The 19,359-nt window shown below is 55.1% G+C and carries 14 protein-coding genes; all 14 read right to left on the reverse strand.

Annotated features, from left to right (window positions below; translation table 11 throughout):
• Positions 1-17 precede the first annotated feature (17 nt).
• The 14 genes from ACFOJE_RS04750 to ACFOJE_RS04815 all read right to left on the reverse strand — a co-directional run bounded on the left by ACFOJE_RS04750 (position 18) and on the right by ACFOJE_RS04815 (position 19,287).
• Positions 18-1,109, reverse strand: coding sequence for an acyltransferase family protein (locus ACFOJE_RS04750; RefSeq protein ID WP_377813120.1), 1,092 nt, complete (start codon positions 1,107-1,109; stop codon positions 18-20).
• A gap of 146 nt (positions 1,110-1,255) precedes the next feature.
• Positions 1,256-2,434, reverse strand: a complete 1,179-nt coding sequence (locus tag ACFOJE_RS04755) for an outer membrane beta-barrel protein (protein ID WP_377813121.1) — start codon at positions 2,432-2,434, stop codon at positions 1,256-1,258.
• Positions 2,435-2,875: 441 nt separating this feature from the next.
• Positions 2,876-3,619 (reverse strand): WecB/TagA/CpsF family glycosyltransferase, encoded by a 744-nt coding sequence (locus ACFOJE_RS04760; protein WP_377813122.1) that lies wholly within the window; start codon positions 3,617-3,619, stop codon positions 2,876-2,878.
• A 220-nt stretch (positions 3,620-3,839) separates the two neighbouring features.
• Positions 3,840-5,249, reverse strand: coding sequence for a mannose-1-phosphate guanylyltransferase/mannose-6-phosphate isomerase (locus ACFOJE_RS04765; RefSeq protein WP_377813123.1), 1,410 nt, complete (start codon positions 5,247-5,249; stop codon positions 3,840-3,842).
• Between the two features lie 65 nt (positions 5,250-5,314).
• Positions 5,315-6,352, reverse strand: a complete 1,038-nt coding sequence (locus ACFOJE_RS04770) for a glycoside hydrolase family 5 protein (protein ID WP_377813124.1) — start codon at positions 6,350-6,352, stop codon at positions 5,315-5,317.
• Between the two features lie 104 nt (positions 6,353-6,456).
• Positions 6,457-7,548 (reverse strand): acyltransferase family protein, encoded by a 1,092-nt coding sequence (locus tag ACFOJE_RS04775; RefSeq protein WP_377813125.1) that lies wholly within the window; start codon positions 7,546-7,548, stop codon positions 6,457-6,459.
• Between the two features lie 34 nt (positions 7,549-7,582).
• Positions 7,583-8,722: a glycosyltransferase family 4 protein gene (locus tag ACFOJE_RS04780; RefSeq protein ID WP_377813126.1), complete on the reverse strand. Its 1,140-nt coding sequence runs from the start codon at positions 8,720-8,722 to the stop codon at positions 7,583-7,585.
• Between the two features lie 46 nt (positions 8,723-8,768).
• Positions 8,769-10,106, reverse strand: coding sequence for a hypothetical protein (locus ACFOJE_RS04785; RefSeq protein ID WP_377813127.1), 1,338 nt, complete (start codon positions 10,104-10,106; stop codon positions 8,769-8,771).
• Positions 10,103-11,278 carry a glycosyltransferase family protein gene (locus tag ACFOJE_RS04790; RefSeq protein ID WP_377813128.1) on the reverse strand — a complete coding sequence of 392 codons (1,176 nt, stop codon included), beginning with the start codon at positions 11,276-11,278 and terminating at the stop codon, positions 10,103-10,105. The genes ACFOJE_RS04785 and ACFOJE_RS04790 overlap by 4 nt, the downstream gene beginning before the upstream one ends.
• A 110-nt stretch (positions 11,279-11,388) precedes the next feature.
• Positions 11,389-12,735, reverse strand: a complete 1,347-nt coding sequence (locus ACFOJE_RS04795) for a lipopolysaccharide biosynthesis protein (protein ID WP_377813129.1) — start codon at positions 12,733-12,735, stop codon at positions 11,389-11,391.
• 11 nt (positions 12,736-12,746) lie between these two features.
• Entirely contained in the window at positions 12,747-13,901 is a 1,155-nt protein-coding gene (locus ACFOJE_RS04800) for a hypothetical protein (protein WP_377813130.1), read from the reverse strand.
• Positions 13,902-13,964: 63 nt separating this feature from the next.
• Positions 13,965-15,296: a UDP-glucose dehydrogenase family protein gene (locus ACFOJE_RS04805; RefSeq protein WP_377813131.1), complete on the reverse strand. Its 1,332-nt coding sequence runs from the start codon at positions 15,294-15,296 to the stop codon at positions 13,965-13,967.
• 121 nt (positions 15,297-15,417) lie between these two features.
• Positions 15,418-16,872, reverse strand: a complete 1,455-nt coding sequence (locus ACFOJE_RS04810) for an undecaprenyl-phosphate glucose phosphotransferase (RefSeq protein WP_377813132.1) — start codon at positions 16,870-16,872, stop codon at positions 15,418-15,420.
• A gap of 144 nt (positions 16,873-17,016) precedes the next feature.
• Positions 17,017-19,287: a GumC family protein gene (locus ACFOJE_RS04815; protein ID WP_377813133.1), complete on the reverse strand. Its 2,271-nt coding sequence runs from the start codon at positions 19,285-19,287 to the stop codon at positions 17,017-17,019.
• Positions 19,288-19,359 lie beyond the last annotated feature (72 nt).

Below are 19,359 nucleotides of genomic sequence, written 5' to 3' on the forward strand. Positions count from 1 at the left end.
GTTTTACTGCCCCCTATTCAGGATGCTGGGCTTGCCTGTGCGGACCTTCTGATACCAAGCAGAAAATATTTCTGCGATGAGAAGAAGATATTTAAAAATCTGAATTCATCTCTGGCTCTACCGATCGATACAAGGGTCGGTACCAATAATCCAACCAGAAGAAGCAGTAGGAATAATGCTGTCTTGTCGCTGATTACCTTTCCCAAGAAATATGCCAGAACCATTTGGGTTGGGTAGTGCACAAGGTAGAAGACAATCGAGTTTTCGCCCAGATACTTGAGTGGGGATGAGAGTGGAGACCTGCTGGCGGCGATGGAGGCAAGGAAAAATATTGGCAGAGAGGCCAGTACCAGGGGAAGGTAGCCAGGCCAGGTCTTGGCTATGTCAGTGAAATGGCTTGTGACAAGTATTGTCGAAATGGCTGCCAAAGAGATTAGTTGTACCTTGGTTTCCTTAATCGCGGAAAGGCTGAGATTTGATTTGGTGATGTAATTGCCAAGAAAGAAGTAGGTGAAGTAATAGAAAAGATCATTGATAAAGGTATTGTTGAATCCCGGTAGGTTGTCATGGATATCTCTGGGTACCAGGTTTGACATCGCACAAGATACGAGAACTACGGTCAATACATTGAGTCTGCTCAGGAGGGGAGTAATGAGATAGAACAGGAGCAGTTCGTGGAGGAACCATGTGAGGTCAGTAGAGCCTATCAGAAATCGGAGCAGATACTCCCACTCTATCGGCTCCCCCTTGAAGATGACGGCTCCAGCCTGTTTCAGCAGAAATATGATCGTTGACCAGACCAGAAAAGGATAAACGATATTATGTAACTTCCCGGTCAGGTATTGCCGTTTCCCCTTCTTCAAGCCTCTCTCCACGAGAAAGCCGGAAAGCAAAAACATTATCTCCATTCTGAAGGCTTCTACCGAGGTGTTCACTGTACTCACGACATCGATGAAGGCATTTTGGTTCAGGTTTTTATCGAAAGCCGTAAAGCCGTAGGAGTGGCTAAGCATGACCAACAGTATGCTTGTGCCTCTCAGAACATCGATCCAGGATTGCCTATTATCAAAATTAAGTGCTTCATTGGTATTTTTGACAGCGCTAGTCATCTTATGGGCTCTATACGTCAGTTGGATAGGCTCCATCCCGACGCTCCCTGATTGCTAATGCTAGGTGTCGATATCGGTAATGCCGGGCCTGGGAAGTTGCTCAGAAAAGCATTGCGAGTGTGGCTTGCCGTTCAGCTATGGGATACTTATAAGCTGGCAGCGACTGTCAGGCCGACAATACTGCGTTCGTAACTTTCTCTTGCTCGGGTCGAATCCTTCTGGATGTACTTGAGACCCAGGCTAACATCCAGCCAGCGGCGCAGTTCATAGGTCAGATCCAGTGTAGCGATGTCGAACCTGTCGTCTCGATCGTAATCCTGATACTTCCGCTTGATATATGAATAGCTGGTCTCGGAAGAGAGACGATTAGTCCAGCCATGTTTCCAGCCCAGTTTCACCAGAGTCGACTCGACTGCTGAGGCCCCGATGCCACTTTGGTAGTTTTCGTCGATGGCCTGGCGGGTAGTCAGGCTTACGGTCGAGTAAGTGCGCGGTTTCCAGTCAATGCCGATCTCCCACATGGAGCCGCTCATGTTTCCGACACTGGACTCTTCGAAGTGTTTCTTTTGGCTGCCGATCTTGATGGCGCCGGTGGTTTTTGCGGTAGCTTCCCACGCCAAGCCGCCCAGCAGGGCGATTTCAGAACTGTTGCGCAGGTCATTGCTCACGTAATTGAAGTCGGTATAGCGGGCTTCAATTAGCGCACGGGTTCGAGGTGCCAGGCGATAGTAGAAAATGGTATTGGCTTGGGTGAACTCACGTTCCAGATCGTCGTTTATATGTTGGGTGTTCTCGTAGCGCAGACGTTGGTGCCGAACGCCGAAGTCAATCTGTCCGCGTGCACGTGGAGCGCCGAAACTGTACAGGGCCCCGGCATCGATCGTGTTGTACTTGTCGTTCTGGCTCTGATGGTCCGAGTTCTCCGAGTCCAGCAACTCGACCCGGTGATAGCCGATATCGAACGTCAAGTGATTGCGCACATTGAAATTGAACGCAGTCTTGGCGGTTAGATGATGGTCGGTATTGTCGTCGAGATGGCTGGAATGAAAGGTGTCGCTGTCTGCTCGATACTGAACTTGATAGCTAGCCTTATGTCCATCCGCTCCAAGCGCGAAGGCAGGACTGATGCGAGTAACCCAGGAGGATAACTCGCCAGTTTCGACAGCCCGGATGTTGTCATCGTAACTTTCGGTGACTTGAAGGCTCGGGCTGAAATTCAGGCTATCTCCAAGTCTGATGCTCTGCGGTTCCAGCGCCCAAGCGCAGGTGCTGGCGGCTGCCGCCACGGCGGCTGTCAATGCGTGTAGTTGGGTTTTATGGCTCATATATACCCTAGGCCTTCCATGGTTATGCCGGTGGGGCAATGACTGATTTTGCGATTACGAAGCAGTAGTTTCGTCTGAACACGTACAGGCTGGTTTACGACTTTGTCTATTAATAGAAAGTTGATGCCAATACGTCATTTGCTTGTGGTTGGCTCCGAAAAGATCGATAGTGTAATGGCCGGTCATACTTTTCCAATCGCTAGGGGCGCTGGAATTCGGCGTTTCGGATCAACTATCCTATCCATGGGATGGATATTTGCTTGTATGTTCAGTGGTATGGTCTTTACTTGGATTAATAGAGTTGCGGTTTGCCTTCTTCATTGACTTATGGAGGCAGGTTGAATTTTCGGAAATGAGTCAAGCCTCTTCCTGCCCGAAGTTCGTGAAAATAGCGCTGTTTATGAAAAATGACTCTGCTCAATGGTTATCGAGAGAGCTGGGTCATTTGCCAATAAGTACGTGCACAAGAAACTTCGGGATGCCAATTACATAGCGAGAGCCTAATCGCTTAGGCTCTAGAGCCAGACGATAGAGCCATTCCAGTCCCAGCTTTCTGAAAAGAAAGGGCGCGCGTTTGAATCGGCCCGCTTGAAAGTCGATGATGGCCCCGCCGCATACAATGAGTGCGGGACCTTTGGTTGTTCTGCGTAACACCCAGGCCAGTGTTTCCTGCTTTGGCATTCCCATGGCAAGGATGACTATTTTCAATGCGTCGTTATCCATAGTGCTCTGAACCAGATCTACATAGCGTGCAGGATCGAGGAAGCCATGCAGATAATGATAGTCGTGGCCTCTCAAGAGCTTCTTCGCACCTTTTTCCAGCCAGGGAGATTCCGTGCCAAACACGAAGAACTGAACTTTGCGCCTTGACTTAAGAACTCTATCGATGAGCGCGGGAATAAAATCGGTGCCATTCATATTCGCACCCGGCAGGGTCTTCCTATAAAGGCAGGCAAGCTTTATTCCGATTCCATCGCGTAATAGGTAGTCGAGATCAATGAAGGCACGCAGATTCCTGGCGTTCTTATTCGCTACGTTGTAGGCATGCTGGTTTAGAAAACCAATGGTTACAGGCGTATTGGTGTCGAGGAGAGAATCGATAAATTCGTTATAGTGGTCCGGTTCGATTTGTTCCAGCTTTTCAATCAGACTGTTTGCTGAACCGATACCCTTTGTAGTAAGCATGCTCATGCCTCTGGCAAATGGCTGGGATCATATATGGGCGGTGTTATTGGCATGGCATATTCGAAACTGCCGAAGGCTTCGACTTGTCGGGGCATTAACTTCGAATAGACTGCCTATGCCTGTTTAGTATTTGCCGTTGTAGGCCCGGCTACAGCCAGCGGGGACGACCGGGGGAGAATAACGGGGAGTTATAGGCAGGACCTTGATGGCAAGCGAGCCTTCACGCCCTGCCGTATACATCTTGCAGCCGGACTATATCGTCTTCGCCGAGATAGGCTCCCGATTGCACCTCGATCAATTCCAGAGGGATCACCCCTGGATTCTCCAGCGCATGAATCTGGCCGACAGGGATGTAGGTGGACTGGTTCTCGCTGACCAGATAGGTCTTGTCGCCCTTCGTCACCTTGGCCGTACCGCTGACGACGATCCAATGCTCCGCGCGGTGATGATGCATCTGTACCGAAAGCTTGGCGCCAGGTCTCACCGTGATGCGTTTGACCTGATAGCGGTGGCCGTCATCGATGGAGTCATACATGCCCCAGGGGCGAAACACCTTCCGGTGGTTGATATGCTCATGACGTCCATCGTTCCTGATTCGCTCGACGATGCTTTTGACGTCCTGCACGTGGTTCTTGTGCGCCACCAGTACCGCATCCTTGGTCTCGATGATCATCAGATCGTCGACACCCACGGCTGCGACCAGACGGCTCTCCGAGTGCACGTAAGTATTGCGGGTATCCTGCTGAAGGACATCGCCTTTGAGCACATTGCCTTCGGGGCTCTTCGCGCTGACATCCCACAAGGCGGACCAGGAGCCAACGTCGCTCCAGCCGGCATCCAGTGGCACCATGGCCGCTTCGCTGGTTTTCTCCATCACGGCATAGTCGATGGATTGTTCGGGACAGGCCGCAAAAGCCGCTAGATCGACCCGTGTGAAGTACAGATCCTGCGAGCCCTGTTCGAGGGCAGATCGGCAAGCGGACAGCATGTTCGGCTGGAGGCGTTCGAGCTCTTCCAGGTAACGGCTGGCGCGGAACATGAACATGCCGCTGTTCCAGTAATAATCTCCGGTGCCCACATAGTCCTCGGCAGCCGGCAGGTCAGGCTTCTCGACAAATCGGTTGACAGCGAAGCAACCCGGGACGATCTCGCGGCCTTTCTCGAGGTAACCATAGCCAGTTTCCGGATGGGTGGGAACGATCCCGAAAGTCACCAGCTTACCGGCCTCGGCTAGAGGCAAGGCCTTCCGAACGCATTCCTGGAAGGCAGCGACATCCCGAACCAAGTGGTCTGCTGCCAGTACCAGGAGTATCGAATCCTTTTCCCGGGAAGCCGCCTGCAGTGCAGCCAAAGCAATAGCCGGTGCGGTATTGCGACTGACCGGCTCGAGGAGAATCGTTACCTGCTCCATACCCAGCTGACGCACTTGCTCTGCAGCCAGGAAGCGGTGCTGGTCATTGCATATCAGGATGGGGGGGGCGCATTCCAATCCTTGCAGACGCTGAATGGTGGATTGCAGCAAGGTCAGTTCGCTTTCGCCCAGTGGGAGAAATTGCTTGGGATAGAGTTGGCGGGATAAGGGCCATAGTCGAGAGCCGGCCCCACCGGCCAGAATTACCGGAAATATCATGTCATTTCATCCGTTGAAATATGACCGATGAGAGAGGAGAAGCACTTATTGGGAAGGTCGTCTGCTTACTGTGGTCCTATATCGGTGCAGGCACTGTAAGTTGCATGTTTTTTCAATATGTCCAATTGTGGGCGCGGCTTTCCGCTTTTCACATCGAGGGCCAATGCGTTTTCTCCCCACCATGGCCCACCCGCCCAGTAGGTACTGGGAATGCAATTTTGGGCGAGATAGGAAAGCATATTGTCCATGGCCGTCATCGCCGACTCCGACCAGTCGGGAACGCCATACTCGCCTATGAAACCGCGTAAACCATGCTGTTTCAGCCATTGCACGAAGGGCTCGACCCGTCTCACGCCAATCTGGGGATCGAAGGCCTCGTTCTGGTCTTTATAGGTTCCGGAAGTGTCCGCATCGAAATACAGATGACCTTCGTAAAGGAGCTTGTTGTTCGAGTCGACCATGAACGGATCGGTTATCAGGCGTGGGTTTGCCTTCGGCCACCGCTGGGCACTGGACCAGCTGTCTCCTGCTACCAGAATCCAATGATCCGCATCCACTCCTCTGATCGCTTTGGCGGCTGCCACTGCCGCTTCCGGCCATTGGCCGTTGGTGTCGTGCGGCTCGTTCATCAGTCCATAGCCAAAGAGCGCTGGATGCTCCTTGGTTGCGGATGCCAGACGCGACCAGGTATTGGCATATTCCTCGATGGGGACCTGCGGGGATGCGATCTGATCGCTGTAATACCGGTAGTAATTGTGCATGTCGAGAATGACTTTCATGCCGTGCCTGTCGGCCAGGTCGAGCGATTGCTTCAGCAGATCGAGTTCACTCGGCTCCAGATCAGAACCGAGTTGATGCTGGACACGCTCCCAGCGAAATGGCAGTCGTACGAGCTTGATGCCCATATCGCTATAGCGTTTGTAATACTCCTCCGAAGGGTAGAGGTAATTGGTCCCGTGTTTGCCGGGAAGGGCCTTGGTGCCGAACCCTGCTGCGGAAAGATTCACTCCAATGAGGTTTATCGGTTCGGCCGAAGCGACAGTGGCATGGAGTGTCAGGCTCAATGCCAAAGCTGTGCCGATCCCTAGAAGCTTTTTATTCATTGGAGTCATAGATTCCCCTCGGCCTGATTGAAGTGGAAGCATTGATCGATTGAGTGATCGTTAGAACTTTTATGGCTTTGATGAAGGGCCGCTTCTATGGCGAATCAAGCCTGGCCGATCAGGGATGTATCTTTGATGGCTGGGCCTTGTTTGAGTCTTCGAAGAATCGGCCTTTCATAGTAGCGATAAGCGAGATATCCAATGGTGGTGGAGCTTGTAATGCAGAAAAGAATGAAGATATAGGCATTCGCCAGCCCGCCGGACAGAGCCAGAAGCTTATAGACCAAACGTGCCAAGACTAGCGTGAAAATATGGGTAAGGTAGATGCTGTACGAGGCATCCCCGATTTTCGATAAAAAACTTATATGAGGGACTTTTGAGGAGAGTTCCAAAGAGGCAACGGAAAGAATGAGCAGCGCTGCCATAGGACCGATCGAGAAGGCGCGATCGATTGGTGGATCCATGATATCCAGAATGATTATGGCTGCGAAAGAAATGCCACCGATGAACAATGCGGGTATAGGTTTTAGCGTCGCTCTGGTCGTGACTATAACCGCGATCAGAACCCCATATAGAAACTCGAGAATGATCGGGTCGCCATAGAACTTCAGAAAAGTTCCTGGAGTGTCGCTCAGTGCGCGCAGTCCTACCAGAACAAAAAGAGCCGTAGCCGTCAGGCTGAGTCTCAGGTTCTTATGGAAGACAAGTGAGACTGAGAAAATCAGGTAGAAGAATATCTCGTAATTCAACGTCCAGCCGGGAACGATCACAGGCGTTATCGTCGGCTTGGAGCCGATCAGATAAGCGGGGTTTGGCCAGGGAATGAAGAACAATGAGGAAAGGAAGTGATAAAAGTCGAAGCTGGTTGATTTGAGCATCTGCGGAAGCAGCAGAGCCACCCCAGCGGCCAGGAAGGTAGCGGCCCAGTACAGCGGGACGATCCGAATGAGCCTCTTCTGCAAAAAGCGGCCAGGGGACTGATGCTTTTGATAAGTGGTGAACCACATGACAAAGCCACTCAACACGAAGAATATATCGACCCCACTTTCTCCAAAGAGTGGGAAATGATCCGAAACATCGCTCAGGCCTTTCAATTGCAACAGGCTGTGGAAATAGACGACCAATAAGGCGGCTATCCCTCTCAGGTATTGGAGGCCGATGAATTCCCTGGGTTGATTTTGAGCGAAATTGAACAAGTAGATAGGCTCGCTGATTAATGAGTGGCAGGGTTCATGGATTCGTATCGATGCTATCCGCTTGTATGCCAGTCGTAGGATTCATGCTTGCCTGGTAAATGGATTCAATGCTTTTGGCTACACTTTGCCAGGAAAATCTGTCCGAATATTTTCTTGCCCGATGAGCCAAGTCAGGAGACCAGTTGCGTACAAGTTGTTGGTATTGTTCTTCGAATTTTTCTCGCTCGTAGTCGAATAGCATGCCGCATCTTGATTCACCCACGAACTCTCTGAATGATGGAGGCTTGCTGCTCAAGAAGGGAACCAGCCCATAGGACATGAGCTCAACTATGCTGAGACCGAACCCCTCATACTCGGAGGCGCTGATTGTATATTTGGCTGATGATATGTGATGGAGAATGACCTCGTCAGAGACATCGAGAATCAATTCGACTCTATCGGCACAGTCGAGTTGCTGAATCATTTTCTTTAGCACCTGAACATTGCCCGTTTTGCTACGGCCAATTATCTTGAGTTTGCCTGCCGGATTGCGAATACCTGCGTATGCGTCGATCAGCCATGGGATGCACTTGTTTTGGCTGAACCGCCCGAAATAGATCATGTCCTGTGTCTTGCCGGGCACAGGCAGCGGCTCGCCAAACTTTTTGAGTTTCACACCATTGTTGATCTGGTGCGTATTGCCATTCAGTTTTCTGAAGAGCCGATGGTCGTTCTCGCTGCAGCATATGACCGCGTCCATGGCTGCGGTCGAAAACTTCGTTATGGTCTTGAAGTAATAGTGCTTGAGCAAGGCGTTGCGCTTGGTATGAAAAAAACCGCCATGGGTTGACAGTATCGTCGTGGGTTTCAGTATGCCGATGCGTTTGCAGAGCGATAGATAGTCCACGAAATAATCTATAGCGTGGATGTGGACGATGTCATAGCCATTCAGCGTTGCCATCGCCATGAAGCATATCGGGTAGCGCTTGGAGAAAAACCAGGGATAGCGTCTTATTTCTATCCCTTTATATGGCTCGCGAGGTGACAGTTTCTCATCGTTCTGGAAGTCACTGTTCAACGTGAACACCGAAACACTATGTCCACTAGCCAGTTGTTCGGTGGCAAGGTTGAATACGAAGTCCTCCAAACCGCCGATACTGGGATGAAATTGACGCACGATGTGAGCTATTTTCATTGTTTGCCCGGAGCCTTGGGAGGGTGGTGTGTATAAGGCGCAACCTTCAGCCTTTCTGGTGAGGCCAGAGAGTCCCAACTGACTGAGTAGTGGAATGGTTGTACGTTCCTATTCTGGACTTAACTTCCCGGCTGGGTTGGCGGTGATGCATCGTCATATAACCGATCAATAACCAGAGGGGGGCTGCGACCTTGATGGAGAAAATCGCCGTCCCACCGATTAGAAGGTTGATGAAAGTATAGGTGGATAATCCATATGCGCAGCGTCTTTGCGCACTGTTGTATTGGGGGATGACCAGGCAGACAAATAGCCAATAAACGACCATCCCGAAGATGGTGCTTGAGTAAATGATATAGGGGTAGCCACTGTCCATCAGTGTGTAGAGTTGAGATATGCTCAGACCGAAGTAGTCGCCGGTTTCCATCGATACGATCTTCTCGGCTGTATGTGTCACCCTTCCAGAAAAGTTATCTCCCCTGGCGTCTGGATTGCTGTAGAAGACATAAAGGGCAATGGTGACGATAATGGGGGCGATTGCCAGATTTAGATATCTGGGTAGCCGTGGATAAATGAAATACCCGAGTATGCAGATGGCGAACAGGAAAGAGGATGTTCTTGAGTTGTTCGAGAGTATGATCAGTAAGATCAGGGTTAGGTGCAGCATGCGATGCTGGATTTTCAACTCTGGCCATAAAGCCAAGAGGAATAGGCTCAAAACTCCCGCATAGTTTGCAAGCGAAACCTGCTCGAGAAAAATGGAGGATGTGCGTGGTGTAGAGAAAATGCCGAATGAAAATCTTCCCTCGAAGCCCAATGCATTGCGAAATAGTCCGGACTCGTCGAGTGAGAACTCGGCGACGCCTCGTGTATTCGCGAAGTACGCTGCAGGCTTGAATATCGCTGCGTAAATATCCAGGGCGGAGAGCTCCAGGATCAAAACGGATAGAATGGTCGAGCTCATCAAGAGAAATATTTTGATGATCGCTTCCTTGTCGAATCGCCTTCCCAACAGCAAGAAAAGCGAGACGATCAACATGTTTCGAATGACATCGATGAATAACTTCTGGTTCAAAATCGAGATGATGATCGATATCGTGAAGAAGAAGACGAAGAAATATATGTAGGGGAGGTCGCTGGTATAAAGGTTTTCCTTGTAAATGATCAATGCAACCGAGAGCAGCACCAGGAACTCGGTCGCTGCCACCAGGGGGAAGGAGATCCGCATTGCGTGGGCATTGATGATTGCAAGGATCGCATTGTAGGAAATGGCCAGCAGTATGGTCAGATATACTTTGGAAAGCCCTGGGCTCTTTGTGAGCGCGAGAAGCCTGTTGCGCACTTTCTCGGCCTTCTCGATAGATGCACGCTTAAGTCCTGTGCTCATGGTGTTTTTCTTTGAGCGTCAAGGGGAAAACTGCTGGTGAGTGCGCGAGCGGATTCCTCGGCCGTACTTGCAGGGAGCTTTTCTGAAATGATCTTCAGCAACTTCATGGTCTTATGCTCCCAGCTTTCCTGGCGAGCAGTGGCGAGGCATTGGGCGCTCAGTTCGGAGTCGATGGACTCGTGAAAGTTACCGAATCTCTCAGTGGCCTCCTTTTCGTCGCTGTAAGTCTCCACTACCGCCGGCAGCGGGGATTCGGCAAGACTGGGGATGGCTTTGGCGAAAACGGGCAGGCCCACCGATAAATACTCGAACAGCTTCATGGGCGACCGGCTGGCATTCGCCGGATGATCGTTGAAAGGCATGAGCGCCATCCTGTACTTGGCGAGGGTCAGTGGCAGCTCGGCATAATCGATGTTCCCGCCGAAGCGGAGATTGCCGGGGAGTGGGCTCGGGAGGGACAGACTCAAGGGACCGAAGATATCGAAGCCGATCAGAGGATTTTCCCGTGCCAGAACTATCACCAGATCCAGGTCGAAGCGATAGTCGATGGCGCCCACGTAGACGCAGTCATGATTCCGCGAACTGTCGCCGGCATGTTTTTCAAAAGCGTCGAAGTCCACGCCGTTATTGATCACGCATGCGACTTCGTAACCCAGCCGGTTGATGTGCTCCCTGACGGCACTGCTCGTCGCAATGACCGCACTGCAATATTTGAGCGTTTCGAGCTCCAGACCCCGGATATCTTTCTTTTCCATCGTGCTGTAGACATCGGTGGGTCTATAGATGATGGGCTTGTCTTGATAGGTTTCCAGGAAAGAATGGAGTTTCGGCTGGTCGATGACTATCGCATCGACTTCGCCCGCGAAGCCGCTCTCGACTATCCGATTCAGGATCGTATTGTTGATTCGATCCAGTAACTTGCCTTTTCCATAAGGAAAAGGCGTGAGAGGGATATACTCGTCGAAGAGCCAGTGCTTCTGGCTAAGTCTCGAGTTGTCTATCCTGATGTCGAACTTATCCCGCCGTTGCGAGAATGGCAGGTGAAAAGGCGTGATAGGGCTGCATATATGGATGACTTTGTGCCCCATCTTGGCCAGGTTGTGTGCGTAATGGTGGCTGCCGACGACGAAGCCGGATTTCGTCGAGCTGTGACTGAGAAAGAGTATGTTCATTGAGCTATCTGCTCGGGCTCTGGAATATTGATGAGTCACTGGCCGGAAATGGCGCCATGTCGGTATATGCGGCTGGGGGCTGCTCTATCGGCTAATGGACGTAAGAGCACTCACGAAAAGTCATGCCAGAGCACCATGCCAACGATCACCAATGCGGCTGGCATCATCCTGGCAAAGTATCTGAAGAGGTTCTTTCCGAAGATCCTGGTGTACATGACGTAATAGGCGATGAAGAAATTCACGTGAAACGAGGCGACCAGCACCCAGGCCAGGGTTTGCATGTCCCTTCGATAAATCCCCCAGCCGATCGCCAATATGGTGATGACCGCCGACACGAGGCCGGTCTTGAACAGCAGATCCGTACGATTCATCGCCTGGAAAAAGCTGCCGCTGGTGGACAATATGATTTGCACCGGAATCGCTATCGCCAGGATGCGAATGATCTCCACGACGGCCTGCCACTGATTCCCGAGCATCACCCGGACAATCCACTCGGCGAGCAGGAAGACTCCGAGGCCGGCCGCCGCGCCGAGAAACGAGAGTTTGAAGGTGAAGTCGCGATGAAGGGCCTCGACCTTTTCCTTGTCGCCGGCATATTTCCGTACGACCGGCTGGATGGCTGGCGTCATGGCGAACGTGAGCAGCATCAGCGGGTAGCGCATCAGCTGATAGGCCTTGTCGTAGATGCCCAGCGAGCTGGCTCCGAAGTTCCTGCCAACCAGAATGTTGTCCAGATTGCGTGAGAAGTAATTGATGATGTTGAAGCCGAACTGATAGGCGGAAAACGTCAGTAATGGTTTGATTGCCGAGAACTTGGTTCCCCATCTCGGACGTCCGAACTCCGTTACTTCCGAATAAAGGAACAGCACCGCGAAAGTGGTTGCCGCGCTGAAGGCAGCCTTGGCGGAAAGGGCGTGCAATGGGTCCAGCCAGCGTGTCAGGACCACGGTCAGGGTGGTCGATACCACCTCGGCTGCCAGCCCGGCATTGGCGATCCTGAAATAGGCCTGATCGCGCAGCAGGAGGGCGCTTGGCACTATGGCCGCCGCGAAGAAAAGAAGCGCCAGCGAGATGTAAGGAACCACCTCGCCGACTCTGGGCAAGTCGTAGAGCTCAACGAAGAGCGGAGAGAGCCAATAGAATGCTCCTGAAAGCACCGCCCCGCCTACCAGGGTCAAGCCGAAGAGCCCGTCCCGATCCGCGCTATCGAGTCTTTCGAGATTGATGATGGCCGGTCCCAGTCCGGCTTCCGCCATCACTTGAAAGAAGACGAAGAACACCGAAATCGATGCGACCGTGCCGAATACTTCCGGGGTGAAGAGGCGCGCGAGCAGCATCATCGATGCCAGATTCACCGCATACACCGCATAGCGCCCCAGCATGCTTTTGATTACGGCGTCGTACAGCGTTCGGCTATGAGGAATAGGTTGGATCGGGGGGGATTGCTCTTGTGTCACGCCCTGGCACTCTATTTGGTTTTATGGTGGCTTCGCTGTCGGGTATTGCCTGCAATACCCTGGATCGATGCTTTCAGGTGTCGTGGTTTCGGTTTGTGTTCGGCAGGGTTCGGCGTTGAGCTGACCACTTGAATATGGCCTCGCGTCGCTATGCCGATTCTGTCGAATACCTTGCTCCAGTGTTCGGCCACCTTGCGATCGCCGAATGAATTGCCGGCATAGGCGATGATTTCCTTTTTGATATTTCGCTGCTTCGCCGTTTCGATGCCGTCATGCAGCATTGCCAGGTTTTCGTATATATGAAGGCCGCGAGTTTCAAACGACCGCCTGGCCCATTCGAAGAATGGGGTTTTTATGGCATGGACGGGAACTCCGATACTGGTGGCGAAGAAGTAACTGCCACTGACGATCATGTCCGATTCGGCATGTGAAAGAATCATTCCATGGGAGTTGGCCACCAGCCGCTCGGCTTCATCCTTGGCCAGATAGCCTGCGCGTATTTCGATGTTCTGCCCGCTCGCTGCAGTTATACGGCGAAGGTATTCATCGTCTTTGCAGGGCCCCGCAATGATCAGTTTCTTCTCCGGGGGAAAACCGTCGATCAGCTCTTCCAGTTTTTTGTAGGGCTGGATTCTGCCGAAAGCCACGAAATAATCCCCCTGTCTTTCCAGGGGTGCCGATCTGCCGCTTCCGGGCTTTTTGTTGTACAGGGGATGGGGCACATAGGGCCGCTCGCTGTTCTCGTTATGCCCGGAATGGGTCACGCTGATCGAGAATAGCTTTTCCAGTCGATCCAGAAGGCGCGCTATGCGTTCGCCTTTTTCATGATCCGTATGATGCGGATAGTTATTGTGTCTGATGAAGACAACTTTTCTGGCGACCAGCCTGAGGGCGAGCGCCTTGACCATGAACTTGCAAAGACCCGGCAGATGAAGTTTCCCGGTCTTTCTGGAAACGATCGAATTTTCCCACCAGTTGATGATCGCTACATCCAGTCGCGATGCCAGATATCGGTGGGGATGTCTGAATAGTTGCCCAAGCGAAGGTATTTCGTGGACAGCACCGAGGCGAGACAGGATCTCCTTGTTTCGGTCGATGTACGCATTTTCCGTGTTGGAAAATGGGCTGTATCCTATTCGGACTTTTGGAGCGGGCGGCTTTCTCATTCCGATTCCTACTGCCTCTTCGCCTGATGGGCGAACTTCGACTGCACTTCCATGAACTCGCTGTCAGGCCACGCAGCGCCCTATCGAGTAGTATTTGAAGCCTTTCCTTGCCATGCGCTTGGGTTCGAACTGGTTACGCCCGTCGAAAATCACCGGCTGGCTTAGTTGCTGTTTGATGAAGTCGAAATCCGGTGCCTTGAACGCTTGCCATTCGGTGACGATGATCAGGCCATCCGCTGCCTTGAGTGCTGCCTCCTTGGTGCCGCACAGGGTCAGATCGTCCCGGTTGCCATAGAGACGCTGGGTTTCCTCCATGGCTTCCGGGTCGTAGGCCTGGACCTTGGCGCCGGCTTTCCATAGCGCTTCCATCAGGACGCGGCTGGGGGCTTCGCGCATATCGTCGGTATTGGGTTTGAAGCTGAGCCCCCAGAGGGCGAAGGTCCTGCCTCGAAGATTCCCGTCGAAGTGCTGGTGAATCTTGTTGAACAGCACGGTCTTCTGCGCGGCGTTGCGTGCCTCCACCGCCTTGAGCAGCTTGGCATCGAAATCGATGCTGTCGGCCGTATGGATCAGCGCCTGCACATCCTTCGGAAAGCACGAGCCGCCGTAACCGGCACCGGCATAGATGAAGTGGTAGCCGATTCGGGGGTCGGAACCGATGCCCTGGCGAACCATCTCGATGTCGGCCTCGAGCTTTTCGGCCAGACTGGCTATTTCGTTCATGAAGCTGATCTTGGTCGCCAGCATGCAATTGGCCGCGTACTTGGTCAGCTCGGCGCTGCGCACGTCCATGACGATGATCTTTTCATGGTTGCGGTTGAAGGGCGCATACAGCTCGCGCATCACCTCTTCGGCATGCTCGCTGCCGGTGCCGATGATGATGCGGTCGGGGCGCATGCAGTCGGCGACCGCCGAGCCTTCCTTGAGGAATTCCGGGTTGGAGACCACGTCGAAGTGCAGGTCCTCCCGGCCACGCTGAGCCAGCACTTCCGCGACGCGGGCGCCGACCTTGTCGGCGGTGCCGACCGGCACGGTGGATTTGTCGATGATGATCTGCCGGCTTTCCATGTGCCGGGCGATGGTTTCGGCGACGGAGAGCACATACTGGAGATCCGCCGAACCGTCCTCGTCCGGCGGCGTGCCGACGGCGATGAACTGAACTTCCCCATGCTGCACGGCGGCTGCGGCATCGGTGGTGAAGTCGAGGCGGCCCGCCGCATGGTTTTCCCGTACCAGGCTTTCGAGACCGGGCTCGTAGATGGGGATGATGCCCTGCTTGAGGCGTTCGACCTTGTGGGCATCCACATCGACGCAAACCACGTCGTGACCGACTTCCGCCAGAACAGCCCCCTGGACCAAGCCGACATAGCCGATGCCGAAAACAGTAACTTTCATGTCGATTCCTTCGAACGTTCAAATATGAGAGGGGCGCCGTTGCCCGGCCGACGATCCGTGCGTCAGGGCCGGGCATCTCCATGGCTTTCTTTGCGTGTGGTTGGCTCCGGATGCCGGGAGGTCAGTAGATGTCCTTGGCGAGCAGGGTGAAGGGCGTCTTGATCAGGATCTTGATGTCCAGCCAGAGCGACCAGTTGTTGATGTAGGCCAGATCCAGCTCCACGCGCTGCTGCATCTTGTCCAGCGTCTCGGTTTCGCCGCGGCAGCCGTTGATCTGCGCCAGCCCGGTGATTCCCGGCTTGATCCGGTGCCGGGCCATGTAGGCCTTGATCTTGCCCGTGTAGTAGTCGTTGTGCGCCACGGCGTGGGGGCGAGGGCCCACCAGCGACATCCGCCCCTGCAGTACGTTGAAGAACTGCGGCAGCTCGTCGAGGGAGGTACGGCGGATGAAGCGACCGATGGGCGTGATGCGCGGATCTTCCCGGGTCGCCTGCTTGACCTGGACGTCGTCGTGCATGCGCATGGAGCGGAACTTGTAGACCATGATGATCTGGCCGTTCCAGCCGTGGCGTTGCTGCTTGAAGATGATCGGACCCGGGGAGGAACGCTTGACCAGAATGGCGATGATCAGCATCAGCGGGCTCAGGGCGAGGATCGCCAGCAGGGCCATGAAGCGATCCAGCATGGCCTTGGTCAGCGCGGCGGTGGGGTAGGCGGTCAACGGACTTTCGTTGAGATGGATGGCCGGCAGGCCGTCGATATCGCTCACCGAGTGGTTGAGCAGCATCAGGCTGGCCAGATCGGGAATCCACACCACGTCCACGTTGGCATCCAGCAGGTCGATGTACAGGCCCTCTATCTGCTCGGCCTCGGTGAGGGGCAGGGCGATATACAGGCGGCGGATGTTGTGGTTGGCGATCAGCTGGCGCAGATGGGCCAGCACGCCGATGACCGGGTAGGGGCAGGGCCTGGGTTGCTCCGGGACCTCCTGGGCGACCAGGCCGACAACGGGCTCGTGCTTGATGCGGTGCAGTTTCTCGGCAAGCGTCAGGGCCAGATCGCCGGTGCCCACGATCAGCGACGTGCGCTCGCTGAGCAGCTTCTGGTGGTAACGCCGCGAGACGTGATGCAGCGGCAGGTAGGCCACGGCTTGCGCGGCGAGGCCCAGCGACGCCCAGGTGAGTGCGACCTCCCGGGAGAACAGGGTGCTGGTCTTGGTGATGAAGGCCACCATGGTCAGCCCGGCGAGGAGCAGCAACCAGCCGCCCAGCAGGCGGGACAGTCCCGTGAGGTACCCATGCTGTTTGTGGTAGACGCGAAGCAGCGAGTAGACCGGCGCCGAGCCGAGCAGGGCGAAGAGCACGAGCATGCGGTACTGGGTATCGATCTCCCCGGTCTTGGCCAGGGCCAGGCCACAGAGCAGCAGGCTGGTCAGGGTCATCGCCACCAGCCATTGCCCCCAGAAGGTGAGACCGCGGGCCGCGGCGATTTTCCGCTGGCGGCGGAGGCTGTCGACGCCGCGTGTGTCTGCCCCTTGGCCCCAGCGGGGAAGTATCCCGGGCGCGTCCGGGGACATGGGCCTATCGCGTCTTGCGCGTGCGGTAGCGGGCATGGGCGTCGTCCTGAGCCATGGTCGGTGAGTGGTCAACGAACAACCCGGTCGCTGGGCAACCGGCCATCGTCCCTGGGGTGGATGTTGGAACCGATCCTCGACGGCTGATCAGGTCCCCGTGGCCTTCTTGTCGTCGCTGCTATAGCCGTAATAGTCGTAATAGCCGCCGTATTTGTTCATGTACTTCTTGGCCTTCTTCACGTTCACCTGATTGAGCACCACGCCGGTGATCGGGGCGTTGTTCTGCAGCATCTGGCCCACGCCTTTCTGCACCAGCGGGATCGGGGTGGATTCCGACTTGATCACGTAAATCAGCGCATTGGCCTGGGTGGCCAGAATCGCTGCATCGCTCACCGCCTGGGTCGGAGGGGAGTCGATGACGATGCGGTCGTATTTCTTCTTCAGGGTCTCCAGAACGCTGCTGAAGCGTGGCGAGGACAGCAGCTCCAGCGGGTTCGGCGGGACGGCCCCGGCGCTGAGCATGTCGATACCGTTGGAATGCCGTATGCAGTCCTCCAGGCGGGCGGTATTGGCGATCAGGTTGGCCAGGCCGGGCGTGCCCACCGGGAAGTCGTAGTTCTTGGCCAGGGTCGGGCGGCGCAGGTCGGCGTCGATCAGCAGGACCTTTTCCATCTGGCCCAGGGCCAGCGCCAGATTCGCTGCGACGGTGCTCTTGCCCTCGCCGGGAATCGAGGAGGTGACCACCAGGATCTCGTGATGGCTGCTGTTCATGCCGGAGAGGATGACGGCCGTGCGGATGGTGCGGATCGACTCGGCGAAGGTCCGGTGCTCATGGCTGGTGAAGAGCTTGGCGAGCTGGCCGCGCTCCTGCTTCTTGATCATGGGCAGGATGCCGAGCACCGGAAGATTGAGGTTGTTCTCGACGTCCTCGGTGCTCTTGAAGGTGTCGTTCAGCGAGTTCAACAGCAGGCTGATGCCGGCCCCCGCGAGCAGCGCCAGGATGCCGACGAGGACCACGATCAGCCCCTTCTGCGGCTTGATCGGACGGCTGGGCACGGTGGCCGGGTCGATGATCCGGGCATTGGCCGTTTCGAGGTCGGACGTGGCGGTGGTTTCCTTCAGCCGGGTCATGAAGGTCTCGTAGAGGGCGCGGTTGGCCTCCACCTCGCGCTGCAGTTCGCGAACCTGGAACTCCTTGCGGGAGATGTTCTGGATCTGCGTCTTGTTGGCGTTGTACGAGTTCTTCAGCGAGCCCTCGTTGGCGAGCGCCAACTGATAGTTGCGCTCGATGCCGGCGACGATCTGCTCGACCTGGCCCCTCAGGCTGGCGGAGGCGGCGTTCAGCTCGGTGCGAGCGGCTTCCATGGCCGGATGGCGGCTGCCGTAGCGTTTGGACAGCTCCTCGACCTTGGCCCGGGCCCTGGCCTCTTCGGCCTTGAACTGCTGGATTAGCGGGTTGCCCAGCACCGCGGGAATGGTCGCCAGCTTCTCCCAGCCGCCTTCGCGCATGGACTGGACCTGGCGGTACTGGCTCTCGGCCTCGGCGCGCTGGCGGCGGGCGTCGATCATGCGGTTGCCGGTCAGCGAGAGCTCGGCGGCGTTGATGGTGGTCACGCCGTCGAGATCCACCAGATTTTCCGCTTCGCGATAGGCCTGCAGGCGGTTCTCGGATTCCGTCAGCTTGTCACGCAGCTCTCCCAGGCGGGTATGCATCCAGGCGGTGGCGTTGGCCGACATGGCCATGCTGGCCTCCAGCTGGGCCTCGATATAGCCGTTGGCCAGGGCATTGGCCGCGCGGGCCGCCATGGGCGCATCGGCCATGTCGACCTGGATCTTCACCAGCTGGCTCTTGGGGATGGGCTCGATGACGATGCGGTCCATGAAGGCGCTGGTCACGTCCTTGAAGATCCGCGCCTCTTCCGTGGGGACGCTCCCGGCAAGGACGTCCGGCACGGTGCCCGGCAATTCGCCCGGCTGGGCGGCAGGCTTGGCCTTGAGGAAGCGGGAGAGCAGGGCCGAGACGTTGATCAGGGGTTTCGGCTTCTGCCGGGGGTCGAATTCCGGGTGCGTGGTGAGGTTGAGCTTGCGCACCACCTGCTCGGCCAGGGTGCGGGACTTGAGCAGTTCGAACTGGGTCTGGAGATATTCGCTCTGCGAGCTTTCCGTGCCGTAGATCTGCTCGATGGCCACGATATTGGCCTTCTGCTGCTCGATCAGCAGGGTCGTTATGGCGCGATAGGTGGGCGTGATGCCGAAAAGCACGACGACCGTGGCCAGCATGGCCACCAGGACCAGCGAGAGGATGCTCCACTTGCTGGACCAGATGACTTGCCAGGTGTGCAGCAGATCGACCTTCTCGTCGAAATCCAGACGTTGGATGGCCCGGGGGCGGACTGAACTCGGAGCGATACTTTCCATGTATGAGACTCTGCGCTGAGAAGGGGCGTGGTGTGCGTTTTCTCTAAGCCCGTAGTGCTACTGGCACTTCCT

It is taken from the genome of Azotobacter bryophylli (genome assembly GCF_042643485.1).
Lineage (GTDB): Bacteria > Pseudomonadota > Gammaproteobacteria > Pseudomonadales > Pseudomonadaceae > Azotobacter > Azotobacter bryophylli.

Excerpts from the sequence above, each read along its gene's own strand:
- ACFOJE_RS04800 (WP_377813130.1), bottom strand. The coding sequence starts at position 13,901 with ATGAGAAAGCCGCCCGCTCCAAAAGTCCGAATAGGATACAGCCCATTT.
- ACFOJE_RS04780 (WP_377813126.1), bottom strand. The coding sequence starts at position 8,722 with ATGAAAATAGCTCACATCGTGCGTCAATTTCATCCCAGTATCGGCGGT.
- ACFOJE_RS04760 (WP_377813122.1), bottom strand. The coding sequence starts at position 3,619 with ATGCTTACTACAAAGGGTATCGGTTCAGCAAACAGTCTGATTGAAAAG.
- ACFOJE_RS04785 (WP_377813127.1), bottom strand. The coding sequence starts at position 10,106 with ATGAGCACAGGACTTAAGCGTGCATCTATCGAGAAGGCCGAGAAAGTG.
- ACFOJE_RS04755 (WP_377813121.1), bottom strand. The coding sequence starts at position 2,434 with ATGAGCCATAAAACCCAACTACACGCATTGACAGCCGCCGTGGCGGCA.
- ACFOJE_RS04770 (WP_377813124.1), bottom strand. The coding sequence starts at position 6,352 with ATGAATAAAAAGCTTCTAGGGATCGGCACAGCTTTGGCATTGAGCCTG.
- ACFOJE_RS04790 (WP_377813128.1), bottom strand. The coding sequence starts at position 11,278 with ATGAACATACTCTTTCTCAGTCACAGCTCGACGAAATCCGGCTTCGTC.
- ACFOJE_RS04815 (WP_377813133.1), bottom strand. The coding sequence starts at position 19,287 with ATGGAAAGTATCGCTCCGAGTTCAGTCCGCCCCCGGGCCATCCAACGT.
- ACFOJE_RS04805 (WP_377813131.1), bottom strand. The coding sequence starts at position 15,296 with ATGAAAGTTACTGTTTTCGGCATCGGCTATGTCGGCTTGGTCCAGGGG.
- ACFOJE_RS04765 (WP_377813123.1), bottom strand. The coding sequence starts at position 5,249 with ATGATATTTCCGGTAATTCTGGCCGGTGGGGCCGGCTCTCGACTATGG.
- ACFOJE_RS04750 (WP_377813120.1), bottom strand. The coding sequence starts at position 1,109 with ATGACTAGCGCTGTCAAAAATACCAATGAAGCACTTAATTTTGATAAT.
- ACFOJE_RS04810 (WP_377813132.1), bottom strand. The coding sequence starts at position 16,872 with ATGTCCCCGGACGCGCCCGGGATACTTCCCCGCTGGGGCCAAGGGGCA.